The sequence below is a fragment of the Mesorhizobium sp. M2A.F.Ca.ET.046.03.2.1 genome (genome assembly GCF_003952425.1).
Taxonomy (GTDB): Bacteria; Pseudomonadota; Alphaproteobacteria; order Rhizobiales; family Rhizobiaceae; genus Mesorhizobium.
On record NZ_CP034449.1, the window covers coordinates 6,817,927 to 6,830,498 of the forward strand.

Here is a 12,572-nt window from a genome sequence, read left to right on the forward strand (position 1 = left end):
AGCAAGGCGAAGATGCGCCCCGACGGCCCACGCCCGCTCTTTCGCCGCAGCCGCGGCGCTTGGTCGAGAGCGTCCCCCAATGTCGGGGCGCATCCGGCGGCTCGCGATATCCGGAGCGCCAGCCAAATTCGAAAAAACCGGCCGGCACCCGGCGTCAGCGCAAGGCTGCTAAGGGGCGCCGGGTGGCCGGCCGCCACGCCAAGGTCCTGGAATCGGCGTGGCAAATACAGAAGAGGGGCGCCGGGTCCGCAGAAGCGCGCGTGTGGCTGGCGCCGCGTCTTTCCTGATACGCGAGAGGCCAACTCCATCAACCTTTCGAAAACGCGGGGTTGACAGACGAAGCGCCCCTGCCCTTGCGGCATGGCACGGCCCGTGCAACCCTGCGTTCCGGGTGGGTTGAAACTGGGGCGAACGATGCTGTCACGATTGATGACGCATGTGGAGGCGGCGTATGCGGCGCGCACGGCCGAAGACGCCAGCGTGGCCCTCTTCGCGGCAATGGAAGATTTCGGCGCCTCCTATCTGCAGACGAGGCTTTACCGCAGGCCGGCGGCAATCCTGACATCGGCCAGCCATTGGGCAGCCGGCGGCTTCATCACCAGGCTGGCACCGAGCGGCTGGCCCGGCAGTCCGGCCTTCGACTATGTCTGCTTCGAATGCAACCCGCTGCTGGGGGCGATCCGCGAGAGCCGCACAAGCTACCGCTTCAGCGATTTCGCGCCGCACGACGATGCGCAATACGGCGCCTATTGGGAGGCGCTGAGCGAGGCGAATATCGACGACGCGCTCTGCGCCACTTCTTACGGCGCGGGTGGCGTGATCGCCTCGCTGCATCTCGGCTTTCGCCGGCGGGAGTTTGCGCCGGACAAGCGTTCGCCATCCACATGGCAGGCCTTGCCTTGACGGAAAGGCTGATGAGCCTGACCTCGCCGCCCCCGACCACGGCGGTCAGGCTAACGACGCGCGAGCGCGACAGCCTGGCTTTGGTCGCCGAGGGCAAGACCGACTGGGAGATCTCGGTGATCCTCGGCATCGCGGAGGCGACCGTGCGCTTCCATGTCGACAATGCCAGGCGCAAGCTCGGCGCCGTCAACCGCGCGCAAGCGGTGGCGCGGCTGGTGAACCAGCGACTGATATAGCAGTTCGGCAGAGAGGCCAGCAGGTCGGGCGAATATTTACGCTAAGAAGCCGAGTTTAAATGCGGCGATGGAGCCACCAAGTAGCACTACGACCAACACGTAGTTTACCCTGGTCAGCAACGACACGGCTCTCGCTTGTTTGGGTTTCGCCGTCAGTGAAATCGCTATCAACGCAAGCACAGTCCCCAACGCCCAGATCGCCACAGTCATTGGCCCGTACCGCATAAGCAATGCAGCGAAATTTCGGAACTCCGCAGCGTCGTCAAACAGTGCAAATCGAGCAACCAAAACGACGGCCAACGCGACTGCAATTGCTTTGATATGCCAACGCATACGTTATCGCCCTCTTGTTATTTCTAGCCTATATCGGGTTGCATCCTTCTTGAAGGTTAACGGCGCCGGCTGCAGAACCCTCATGCCGCAACAAAAAAGCCGCCCCAATGGGCGGCTTTTGCAAACAAGATCAAATGCTTACTGAGCCGAGCTGATCTGCAGCTCTTGGGCGCCATCGAGGGCGTAGATGTCGTCGCGGAACTGAACGACGCCGGGGGCGGTCGACCAGGCCGACAGATAGAGGAAGTGGACAGGTACCGGGTTGACCACGTTGATCGGCGTGTTCTCGCCGGTCTTGATCGCCGCTTCGAAATGCTGGCGGTCCCAGCCGGGCGTGTCGCGCAGGATCCAAGTGACGAGGTCGCGCACATTCTGGACGCGCACGCAGCCCGACGAGTCGAAGCGCATTAGCTTGCCGAACAGGCTCTGCTGCGGCGTGTCGTGCATATAGACGCCGTCCGGGCTCGGGAAGTTGATCTTGACCGAGGCCATCGCATTGTTGTTGCCCGGATCCTGGCGGAAGCGGTATTTCGCGGCATCGTCGGTCGACCAGTCGATGGTCATCGGATCGACCTCGCTGCCGTCCGGCGCGAACAGGCGGATGTGGCTGTCCTTGAGGTAGTTGGGATCCTTCCGCATCAGCGGAATGATGTCCTTGCGCACGATCGAGACCGGCGCGTTCCAGTACGGATTGACGATGATCTCGTTGATCTTGGAGTTCACGATCGGCGTCTGGCGATCGATCTTGCCGACGATCGCGGTATGGCGAAGCACGACGCGGTCGTTCTCGACCGCCTCGACCTGGGCCGCCGGAATGTCGACCAGCACATAGCGGCTGCCGAGCGTGCCGGCCTTTTCCTTCAGTCGCTGCAGGTTGGTCTGCAACTGGCCGAGGCGGATCTGCGCCGGGACGTTCATTGCCGTATAGGTGTATTTGCCCATGGCGCCGTCGGCCGGCAGGCCATGGCGGAGTTGGAAGCGCTTGACCGCGGAATCGACATAGGAATCGAAGGCCGTCGAGATGCCGGCGCTCTGCGGCAGGTCGCCCGAGACCATCAGGCGCTTGCGCAGCGGCACGACATCCGGGTCGTCGACGCCGAGCTGCAGCTTCTTGGTCGCCGGAACCTGTTCCCAGCCGCCTTGGGCGACGATGTTCTGGTACTGCGCCACCGCCTGCTCGGTGAAGGCCACCGTCTGCTGGCTGAAGATCGGCAGCGTCGAGGCGACCTTGTTGGTGTCGTTGCCGCGGGCGTCGAACTGGTCGTCCCAATTGCCGCGCGTCGAGGATTTCAGGATATCCCCGATCACGTCCTGGGCGCTGGCCTGGCCGGCGACCACGGCCGCGGCGAGCGCGGAGGCTCCGGTAAGAAAGAAACGGCGGCTGGTTCTCATGGCAGACATTCTTGTTTGATCGCTCTCGCTCAATCGCTTGCCGGGCGGCTTTGTCCGCACTCTAGGGTTGGCAAACTTAACAATTCGCCAACCATGACCCCGCTTCGCCGGCCGCCAGAAACGCGCTGCCGCCACGCAGGTTCCAAGGAGCGCAGGGCATAGGCCCGCAGCTTGACCCGTCATCCGCATTCCACCGCGATTATGGCGGCAACGTGACCTTGGCCCGCGATTTGCATGAGGGGGCGAGGTGAAAGAAATGGGGGCGATGCTTTTTTGCATCGCAGCGACACGAGCGCGCCCTTGTAAAGTCTGCGCCCCTCCCCGTCAGGCACAGAGCTTCAACGCGCGCAGCGATGGTCAAATTACCGTGGATGCCGCCTTTGCAAAAAGAAAGGACCGGCGCGTTCGGCACCGGCCCCATGTTCTTTCCCCTAGGCCGCGCTTCTTCGGCGCGGCTTCGATGTTCTTCGAACGCCTACATCCGGTAAGCGATCGTATCGTTCCAGAAGCGGTCGAGCCGCTGCAGGGCGCGGTTCATCTGCTTGAACTCGTCGGTGTTGATGCCGCCGACCGCTTCGATCGAGCCGACATGGCGCTCGTAGAGGCCCGCGACGACGTCGGCCACCTCGTTGCCCTTCGGCGTCAGCGAGACGCGGACCGAGCGGCGGTCGATGCGTGAGCGCTGGTGGTTGATGAAGCCGAGGTCGACCAGCTTCTTCAGATTGTAGGAGACGTTCGAGCCGAGATAGTAACCGCGCGAACGCAGCTCGCCGGCGGTCAGCTCCGAATTGCCGATGTTGAAGAGCAGCAGCGCCTGGATGGCATTGATGTCGGAACGGCCGTTGCGGTCGAACTCGTCCTTGATCACGTCAAGCAGACGGCGGTGCAGACGCTCCACCAGCTGCAGCGATTCCATGTACAGCGAACGGATAGCCTCGCGGCGATCGTCGGATACGTTTGCGGTCTTCGCCGCCGGACGCGAATTGATCATTGTCTTTGCCTCTCGTTTGTCGCCTTGGTGATTTTTTGTTTTTCACCTTGATCGCGACACTATCGAATACTCATAAAATTCGACTTAAACGCCAGGGCTAACAAGAGCTTACCGGTAAGAGGTTTCGGAAGACGCTTAACGATCGGTCACCCGAGCAAGAACAATTAACCTAAAGATTTAGCCAACGGATTTAGGGACAAAACGGGCCGCGAAATCGGCCCGGAAAACCAGCCCTCGGCCTACTGCCGGAGCTGGCGCTTCTGCAGCCAGATGACCACGCGGAAGACGATATAAAGCAGCGCCACGCTGGCGTGCGAGATCACGATCAGCAGGCGGTGGCCAAAGAGATCGGGGAAGCCGGCATACATCACCGTCTCGGTCACCGCGCAGATGAACCAGATCACCGGCCCCCAGGAGGCCAGCATCCAAAGCCCCGCCGCGGCGAAGGGGAAAAAGACGGCAAGCGTCGCCGCCGCCACCTGCCAGTGCACCGGCATCAGGTCGAAGCGCCACAATTCGCCCGGATAGATGCCGATCAGGCGGATCCAGTAGAGGATGCCGAACAAGAGGCAGTAGCCGGCGATCACACGCTGGAACCAGGCGAAGATGACCTCGGTGGTCGAGGGCTGCAGCACCACGCGCCTGGAGGTGACCTCGCTCACAGGGTGAGCTCCTTGTCTCCGAGCGGGGCGAAATAGGTGTCGATGTCGGCGGCACTGACCTCATCCAGGCTCGCCGGCCGCCAGGCGGGCGTCGAGCCCTTGTCGATGATGGCGGCGCGGATGCCTGCGTAGAAATCATGGCCGGCCAGCATGCGGTTCAGGATGCGGAACTCCATCTTCATGCATTCGTCCATCGACAGCGTCGACCCGGCGCTGATCTGGCGCCAGGCAACGTTGAGGCTGGTCGGCGAGCGGGTCTTCAGCGTCGCCAGCGTCTTTGCGGCAAAAGCATCGTCGGCCCCTGCCCGCTCCAGACTGTCGATGATGCCGGCGAGCGAGCTCTGCGAGAAATGACGCGAGATCGCTTCCAGATCCTGCCGCTCGGTCTCGCGTTTGGCGGGCACGAAGAAATCGCGCAGCTCCGCATTGGCATCGCCGCTCGTCGCCAGCTCGTCGAGCAGGCCGGCCTGGTCCTCGGCCTTGATGGTGTGGGTGGCGAGCCCCGACCACAGCGCGTCGCCATAGCGGATGCGGTTTCCGGTCAGCCCAAGATACATGCCGAACGAGCCGCCGAGATCCGGCAGCAAATGGCTGGCGCCAACATCGGGGAAAAAGCCGATGCCGACCTCCGGCATGGCGAACTGCGCGTTCTCGGTCAGCACGCGATGCGAGCCGTGAAAGGAGATGCCGACGCCGCCGCCCATGACGATGCCGTCGATCAGCGCGACATAGGGTTTCTTGAAGCGCGCAATGCGGGCGTTCAACCGATACTCGTCGGCGAAGAAGTCGACAGGCGGCCTGCCGGCGCGGCCGGCCTCGTAGATGTGCAGGATATCGCCGCCGGCGGAAAACGCCCTGCCCTCGGCCTTGACGACGACGACGCCGATGCCCGGATCCTCTTCCCAGGCATCGAGCGCTTTGCCGAGCGCCTTGACCATGTTGTGCGTGACGGCGTTGAGCGCCTTCGGCCGGGTCAATGTAACCACGCCCGCCCTGCCCAGCCGCTCGAAGCGGATCTCGTCGCCGCCGCCAAAATCCATCGTCAGAGAATCCTCCCCCGCGCCTGCGGGAGGTGAAGTGCTAAGCGGCGACCGGGCCAACGTCAATTGTCGAGTACCAGGGACAGGCCGCGCCTCTTGCGGCGGGCAGACTACCAGACGAACGGGATAAGCGCGTTCGTGCGGCGCGCATATTCGGGGAACTCGTCGGGAAATTGCCGCGCCAGAAGCCGATCCTCGGCTCCGACCCTCCAGATGAAAATCGCCCCGAGCAGGATCAACAGAAAGACGAAGGGGCCGCCGACCACGATCACCGAGCCGATAGAGGCGAGCAGGCCGCCCGTGTACATGGGATGACGCAGGCGACTGTATGGACCGGACCTTACCAGCTCATGCTCCTGCTTGGCCGAAACGGTTTGGCTCCAGTTGCGACCGAGAGCCTGCCGCGCCCAGACCAACAGCGCCATGCCCGCGATGGTGATCGCGGCGCCGATGCCGCCCAGGACCGTGCCGACGGGTGCGAAGTTGACGAAGTCGAAAATCGGCAGCCGCGGCAGCAGGAAGGCGGCGATGATGGCGAACATCAAGCCGAAGCTCTGCAGCAGGTGCGGCTCGGTGTCCCGCTTCACGCCAATCGCCTGAACGGTCAGGAAGATGATCAGCATGAGCCAGGCGGCATAGATGAACCAGATGAAGGCCATCCCTTGCTCCTTGGGTTAGCCGGCAATCTGCCTTGGCGAGCGCAAGCACCCGGTGCTAGAAAATGGGCATTGTGAACCGGACGGCAAGCCATGCCCGGATTTTCTCGCCTCGCGGCCATGGTGATCGGCATGATCGCCATCTGTTTCGTCTGTCGCCCCGTCATCGCCGCGACGCCCGCCGAGCTTTACCAGGCGCAAACGATCGTCACCGGAACCGGAGACGTGAACCGGCAGATCGGTTTCAAGGATTGCCTCGACAAGGTGCTGGTCAAGGTCTCGGGCGATCAGCGGCTGACGCAGAAGACGCAGATGCTGGCGCTGCGCGAGAAGGCGGCCGATTTCGTCCAATCCTTCCGCTACCACGACCGGCTCGAAGGCATTCCGATCCATGACGAGCAAGGCACGCATGACCGGCCACACGATCTGACCTGCCTCTACAAGCCGGATGTGGTCGACAAGCTACTCGCGCAGCTCGGCAGCAGGCCCTGGACCGGCGAGCGGCCGACGATCGCCGTCTTCATGACCGCCGAGCAGGGCGCTGGGCACTTCGTGCTGACGCAAGACGAGCAGCGCGGCAACGCGATGCGCGAATCCTTCGCCAATGCCGCCGGTCCGCTGCTGATGCGCGTCACCTTTCCAAAGGCTGGGCAGCTTGGCGGGCTCGATGAGAAGGCGCTTTCCGAAGCCGATATGGCAAGGCTCGACAAACTCGCGAAGAAAGCGGGAGCGGCCCGGGCGCTCGCCGGCTCGATCGTGTGGAGCGACGAGGAACTCGGCTGGATCGCCGACTGGCGGCTGGCCGATCGCGGCAAGATCTATCGCTGGCAGGCGCGCGGAGTCAGCTTCGACGAGGCCTTTCGGGTCGCGATCAGGGGCGCGGCGCAGGTCCTGTCCGGGCACGGGCAGCCGTAAGTGCATTTCCTCGCCCCGCGCGAGCGGGGAGAGGTGGCTCGGCGAAGCCGAGACGGAGAGGGGAGCGCCCTACGAAGGCCCCCTCTCCGTCCGCTTCGCGGACACCTCTCCCCCGCTTTTAGCGGGGGCGAGGAATTAGGCTCAGCCTTGCACAATCGTGTCGCATTGGTCAGCTGCCAAGACGCGTGGTAAAAGCCGGCGCAAAAGAGAGTTTCGGCCATGAACAAATTCACCCCCGCAAAGCCTGCCGGCGCGCGCAGCGTCGACGAGATCACCGGCAGCCGCCGGCTCAGGCGCATGCGCAAGGCCGATTGGTCGCGCCGCCTGGTGCAGGAGAACCAGCTTACGGTCAACGATCTGATCTGGCCGATCTTCGTCGTTGACGGCAAGCACCTACGCGAGCCGATCGCCGCCATGCCGGACGTCTATCGCCTCTCCATCGATCTCGCGGTGAGGGAAGCCGAGCGCGCCGCCAAGCTCGGCATTCCGGCGATCGCCACCTTCCCCAATGTCGAGCTTGCGCTGCGCGACCAGACCGGCTCGCACATCCTCAACCCGGACAATGTCATCAACCGCGCCACGCGCGCCATCAAGGACGCGGTGCCGGAAATCGGCATCATCACCGATGCCGCGCTCGACCCGTTCACCAGCCATGGCCATGACGGCATCCTGCGCGACGGCATCATCGTCAATGACGAGACGGTGGAGCAGGTCGCGGCCGCGGCCGTCATCCAGGCCGCCGCCGGCGCCGACATCATCGCGCCTTCCGACATGATGGACGGCCGCATCGGCGCCATCCGCGACGCGCTCGATGCCAACGGGTTCCAGGACGTGGCGATCATGTCCTATGCGACGAAGTTCGCCTCCGCCTTCTACGGCCCCTATCGCGAGGCGGTCGGCACCGCCGGCCTGCTCAAGGGCGACAAGAAGACCTATTACATCGACCACGCCAATTCCGACGAGGCGATGCGCGAAGCCGAGCAGGACCTCGCCGAAGGCGCCGACATGCTGATGGTGAAGCCGGGTCTCCCCTATCTCGACATCATCCGCCGGCTCAAGGACGAGTTCCAGATGCCGACCTTCGCCTACCAGGTTTCGGGCGAATATTCGATGATCAAGGCAGCGGCCGCCAATGGCTGGATCGACGGCGAGAAGGCGATGCTGGAATCGCTGCTTGCGCTGAAGCGCGCCGGCTGCGACGGCGTGCTGACCTATTTCGCGCCGACCGTGGCGGAGATGTTGAAGGGGTAAGCCGCCAAACCGGCAAGCAGCGGCGCCACTGATCAGCCTTCAGAATTCCACGTCGAGCTCGACGATCTCCTCTGGCTCGGCGAGCGCGCCTTCGGTCCATTCCCGCATCAGCGGCCAGGCAAAGACCGTCTCGCAGTAGGCGGCGAGTGGCGCTTCGAGGTCAACCGCGTAGGTGCGGAAGCGGGTGCAGACCGGAGCATACATGGCGTCGGCCATGGTGGGCCATGCCCCGAACAGCCACGGCCCGCCATAGGTCGCCAGGCACTCCGACCAGATCGCCTTGATCCGCTCCACGTCGGGCCGCGCGCCGGAAAAGATCTTGAAGCTCTTGTGCCTCGCCTTGAGGTTCATCGGCAGTGCCGAGCGCAGATTGTGGAAGCCCGAATGCATTTCGCCCGACACCGCGCGGCAATGGGCGCGCGCCACGCGCTCGGCTGGCAGCAGGCCGGCGCCCGGCATCGTCTCGGCCAGGTATTCGGAGATGGCCAGCGTATCCCATACGGTGACGCCGTCATGCGTCAGCCGCGGCACCAACACCGACGGCGACAGGAGCAGCAATTCCTGCCGCTGCTCCGCATCATCGATGTCGACGCGCTTCTCCTCGAACTCAAAACCGGCCATGCGGCACAGCAGCCAGCCGCGCAGTGACCAGGACGAGTAGTTCTTCGACGAGATCGTCAACGTCGCCGTCGTCGCGCTTTCCGGCCTCGCCGCCTTCGCCTTCCCCGCCTTGGCCATGTCGTGGAACCTCCAAGCCTTTCGCCGGCAACAATCCTCTCGCAATGCAAAATAAATTGCACTAGCTTTTTTGCGCTGCACGATGGGCTGTCATCGGAACGAGGCGCAATGCTTTACCAGGCCTACCAGCTCCAGGACGACCTCATAGCTCCGGCGCGCATGCTTGCCGAACTGATGGGTTCCGCGACGGCCGGGATGGCGCTCGGCGACTCCGCCAAACGACCCATCGCGGCCGGGCTGGAGATGATCGCCCGTTTCAGGCTCACCCATACGCGGCCGGATTTCGGCATCGAGACTGTCAGGGTCGGCCACCGCGAGGTGCCGGTCGCCGTCGAAACGGCGCTCGCCCTGCCCTTCGGCCAACTGCTGCGCTTTGCCAAGAACATCGACGCCCGCCAGCCGAAGGTCATGGTGGTCGCGCCGCTGTCGGGACATTTCTCGACGCTGCTGCGCGGCACGGTGGAGACGCTGCTGGCCGACCACGAGGTCTATGTCACCGACTGGGCCAATGCCCGCGACGTGCCGCTGTCGGCCGGCAGCTTCGGCGTGGACGACTATGTCGACTACCTCATCCGTTTCCTGGAGGCGATCGGCCCGGGGGCGCATATCCTGGCGGTCTGCCAGCCCTGCGTCCAGGCGCTCGCCGCCGTCGCCGTCATGTCCGAGGACAGGCATCCGGCGACGCCGCGCTCGATGACGCTGATGGCGGGGCCGATCGACCCGCGCGAAAGCCCGACGGAGGTCAACGAATTCGCCGTCAGCAAGTCGCTGGCTTGGTTCCAAAGCTACGTCATCTCGCATGTGCCTTGGCGCCACCCGGGCGGCGGGCGGCGGGTGTATCCGGGCTTCCTGCAGCTCACCGCCTTCATGGCCATGAACAGCGACCGCCACGTCACGGCGCATCGCAAGCTCCATGAGCATCTGGCGGCCGGCGAGACCGCCGAAGCCGAGAAGATCAAGACTTTCTACGACGAGTATTTCGCGGTGCTCGACCTCACCGAGGAATTCTATCTCGAGACCATCGACCGGGTGTTCCAGAAGGCGGAGCTTGCCACAGGCGCGTTCACCTTCCGCGGCAGCAAGGTCGACCCCGGCGCGATCCGCCACACGGCGCTGCTCACCGTAGAGGGCGTACGCGACGACATATGCGCGCTGGGCCAGACCTCGGCGGCGCATGATCTGTGCCGCTCGCTGCGCCCACATTTGAAGCGGCATCACCTGCAGGCCAATGTCGGCCATTACGGCGTCTTCAACGGCAAACGCTGGGAACGCGAAATCTATCCCGTGGTGCGCAACCTCATCCTGGCGATGGAATAGCGGGACGCGCGGACGAACGAATCGGCGCCGTGGGCCCAGTTCCTCGTCAAATCCATAACCTGGATCGTGCCGCCGAGCGCGATACTGCTACCCATCTGCTTGCAATTCGCAATCAGTCAAGCTATCAGTTGACCGATTGCAAATTACAACTGGATCAGGAGGCAATGATGTCCAGGCTGCGTGTTAACGCTTTCACCTTGTCGCTCGACGGTTACGGCGCCGGTCCCGATCAGAGCCTCGACAACCCGCTCGGCGTAGGCGGCGAAGATCTACACAAGTGGATGATCAAGACCCGCTCGTTTTACCAGATGATCGGCAAGGAAGGCGGGACAACGGATACCGACGACGATTTTGCCGTGCGCAGCTTCGAGAATGTCGGCGCGTGGATCCTCGGCCGCAACATGTTCGCGCCGAGCCGTGGTCCATGGCCGGACGACAACTGGAAAGGCTGGTGGGGTCCCAACCCGCCCTACCACGTGCCGACCTTTATTTTGACGCATCAGAAGCGCGCGCCGATCGAGATGGAAGGCGGGACGACGTTCTATTTCGTCACCGACGGCATCCACTCAGCGCTCGAACAGGCGAAGGCAGCCGCCGTCGGCAAGGATGTGCGCATCGGCGGCGGCGTCTCGACTGTCCGGCAGTATCTGCAGGAGAAGCTCATCGACGAGATGCATCTGGCAGTCTCGCCGCTCCTGCTCGGCTCGGGCGAGCATCTGTTTGCCGGACTCGACATGCTGAAGCTGGGATACCGTTGCACCGGGCAGGTGGCGACCGCCGATGCCACGCATGTGATGATCGGACGGGTGTGACAACAGCCCTTTCTCCCCGTCACTATACGGGGAGAAATGCCCGGTGTCCGAACCGGATAGATAGGTAACAGAATGGACCGATTAGATGGGTGACAGTTTTCTTGCCAGCCGGGAGGACCGGCGATGGTTTGGCGAGAGACTGGCATCATGGATGAGCGGCTTCGTTTTGTTGTTGAATGCCTAGCTGGCGAGGAGACGATGACGCAGCTTTGCGCGGCCTTCGAGATCTCACGCAAGACCGGCTACAAATGGCTTGGGCGTTACCGGGAGACCGGGCCGGAAGGCCTGCACGACCGGCTGCGGGCGCCGCTCGATCACGGCCGAGCAACGGCAGCCGAGCTGGTGGAGCGGATCGTGGCGGAGAAGGAAGCGCATCCGCTGTGGGGGCCGAAGAAGATCATGGCGCGGCTGAAGCGGGCGGAGCCCAGTTGTGGCTGGCCGGCAGTCTCGACAGCTGGCGAGATCCTGAAGCGGCATGGTCTTGTGGGACGCCGGCGCCGGCGCTGGCGGGCTGTGGGCAATGGGCCATGGCCGGAGCCTGCGGCGCCGAATGCGGTGTGGACGGTAGACCACAAGGGCTGGTTCCGGACCCGTGACGGCTGGCGCTGCGAGCCATTGACGGTGATGGATGCATTGAGCCGCTACCTGCTGGGGCTCGAGGCGACGGGCTCGACGGCCGACGAGGAGGCGTGGCCGGTGTTTGAGCGATTGTTTGAGGAAAACGGTCTGCCGGATCGCATTCGAAGCGACAATGGCCCACCCTTTGCGTCGGCCGGCGTCACAGGGCTGACGCCGCTGGCAGTGCGCTTCATTAAGCTCGGCATCGCCCTGGAGCGCATCCAGCCAGGCAAGCCGCAGCAGAACGGGCGCCATGAGCGTTTCCATCTGACCATGCTGCCGATGGCCGATGCACCGAAGGCTGACAAAGCGGCTCAAGCCAGGGCCTTCGAGAACTTCCGGCGCAGCTACAATGAGGAGCGTCCGCACGAGGCGCTGGGCATGGACACCCCGGCACAGCATTACCGCCCCTCGACCCGACCGATGCCGAAGACAGCCCCTGAACCCGATTATCCGACCGAGGCAGCGGTGCGCGGCGTGCGCCAGAACGGCGCGGTCAAATGGCGGGGCACCGAGATCTATGTCTCGGCCACGTTGGCCGGCGAACCGATTGCCATTGAAGAGACCGAGGATGGCGAGTGGACGATGCGCTTCCACACCCATCCGCTCGGCTTCATCGATGAGAAGCACATGAAACTGGTTCGCCGCAGCGCCGCGCCAAGCCGACCGCTTGGCGCTGCGGCGACCGCATCATAGGGAGAGAAAACT

Annotated in this window: 14 protein-coding genes; 7 read left to right on the plus strand and 7 right to left on the minus strand. The window is 63.8% G+C overall.

Annotated features, from left to right (window positions below; translation table 11 throughout):
* Positions 1-414: 414 nt before the first annotated feature.
* Entirely contained in the window at positions 415-903 is a 489-nt protein-coding gene (locus tag EJ072_RS37145; RefSeq protein WP_245467070.1) for a hypothetical protein, read from the plus strand.
* A gap of 11 nt (positions 904-914) precedes the next feature.
* On the plus strand, positions 915-1,139 hold the full coding sequence (locus EJ072_RS37150; protein ID WP_281059503.1) for a helix-turn-helix transcriptional regulator: 225 nt from the start codon (positions 915-917) through the stop codon (positions 1,137-1,139).
* 36 nt (positions 1,140-1,175) lie between these two features.
* Here EJ072_RS37150 and EJ072_RS32750 read toward each other — a convergent pair whose 3' ends face one another.
* The 6 genes from EJ072_RS32750 to EJ072_RS32775 all read right to left on the minus strand — a co-directional run bounded on the left by EJ072_RS32750 (position 1,176) and on the right by EJ072_RS32775 (position 6,216).
* Complete coding sequence (locus EJ072_RS32750; RefSeq protein WP_126082944.1) at positions 1,176-1,472, minus strand: hypothetical protein; 297 nt, start codon at positions 1,470-1,472, stop codon at positions 1,176-1,178.
* A 138-nt stretch (positions 1,473-1,610) separates the two neighbouring features.
* Positions 1,611-2,864, minus strand: a complete 1,254-nt coding sequence (locus tag EJ072_RS32755; RefSeq protein WP_126082945.1) for a L,D-transpeptidase family protein — start codon at positions 2,862-2,864, stop codon at positions 1,611-1,613.
* 475 nt (positions 2,865-3,339) lie between these two features.
* Positions 3,340-3,855: a MarR family winged helix-turn-helix transcriptional regulator gene (locus tag EJ072_RS32760; protein ID WP_040983294.1), complete on the minus strand. Its 516-nt coding sequence runs from the start codon at positions 3,853-3,855 to the stop codon at positions 3,340-3,342.
* Positions 3,856-4,094: 239 nt separating this feature from the next.
* On the minus strand, positions 4,095-4,517 hold the full coding sequence (locus tag EJ072_RS32765) for a DUF6163 family protein (RefSeq protein WP_126082946.1): 423 nt from the start codon (positions 4,515-4,517) through the stop codon (positions 4,095-4,097).
* Positions 4,514-5,557, minus strand: a complete 1,044-nt coding sequence (locus EJ072_RS32770) for an enoyl-CoA hydratase/isomerase family protein (RefSeq protein WP_126082947.1) — start codon at positions 5,555-5,557, stop codon at positions 4,514-4,516. The genes EJ072_RS32765 and EJ072_RS32770 overlap by 4 nt, the downstream gene beginning before the upstream one ends.
* A 110-nt stretch (positions 5,558-5,667) precedes the next feature.
* The gene (locus EJ072_RS32775) at positions 5,668-6,216 is read right to left on the minus strand and encodes an isoprenylcysteine carboxylmethyltransferase family protein (RefSeq protein WP_126082948.1); all 549 of its coding nucleotides are present in this window, start codon (positions 6,214-6,216) and stop codon (positions 5,668-5,670) included.
* A 90-nt stretch (positions 6,217-6,306) separates the two neighbouring features.
* On the opposite strand from EJ072_RS32775, the gene EJ072_RS32780 reads away from it, so the two are divergent.
* Both EJ072_RS32780 and hemB read left to right on the plus strand, forming a co-directional pair.
* Positions 6,307-7,128, plus strand: a complete 822-nt coding sequence (locus tag EJ072_RS32780) for a DUF2066 domain-containing protein (protein ID WP_126082949.1) — start codon at positions 6,307-6,309, stop codon at positions 7,126-7,128.
* 219 nt (positions 7,129-7,347) lie between these two features.
* Positions 7,348-8,379 (plus strand): porphobilinogen synthase, encoded by a 1,032-nt coding sequence (hemB, locus tag EJ072_RS32785; protein ID WP_126082950.1) that lies wholly within the window; start codon positions 7,348-7,350, stop codon positions 8,377-8,379.
* Positions 8,380-8,418: 39 nt separating this feature from the next.
* On the opposite strand, the gene EJ072_RS32790 is transcribed toward hemB, so the two are convergent.
* Positions 8,419-9,117: a glutathione S-transferase gene (locus tag EJ072_RS32790; RefSeq protein WP_126082951.1), complete on the minus strand. Its 699-nt coding sequence runs from the start codon at positions 9,115-9,117 to the stop codon at positions 8,419-8,421.
* Between the two features lie 108 nt (positions 9,118-9,225).
* On the opposite strand from EJ072_RS32790, the gene phaZ reads away from it, so the two are divergent.
* From phaZ to EJ072_RS32805, 3 genes are all read left to right on the plus strand, one after another.
* Positions 9,226-10,434, plus strand: a complete 1,209-nt coding sequence (phaZ, locus tag EJ072_RS32795) for a polyhydroxyalkanoate depolymerase (RefSeq protein ID WP_126082952.1) — start codon at positions 9,226-9,228, stop codon at positions 10,432-10,434.
* Positions 10,435-10,601: 167 nt separating this feature from the next.
* On the plus strand, positions 10,602-11,246 hold the full coding sequence (locus EJ072_RS32800) for a dihydrofolate reductase family protein (protein ID WP_126083825.1): 645 nt from the start codon (positions 10,602-10,604) through the stop codon (positions 11,244-11,246).
* Positions 11,247-11,369: 123 nt separating this feature from the next.
* Positions 11,370-12,560, plus strand: a complete 1,191-nt coding sequence (locus EJ072_RS32805) for an integrase core domain-containing protein (RefSeq protein ID WP_126078595.1) — start codon at positions 11,370-11,372, stop codon at positions 12,558-12,560.
* Positions 12,561-12,572 lie beyond the last annotated feature (12 nt).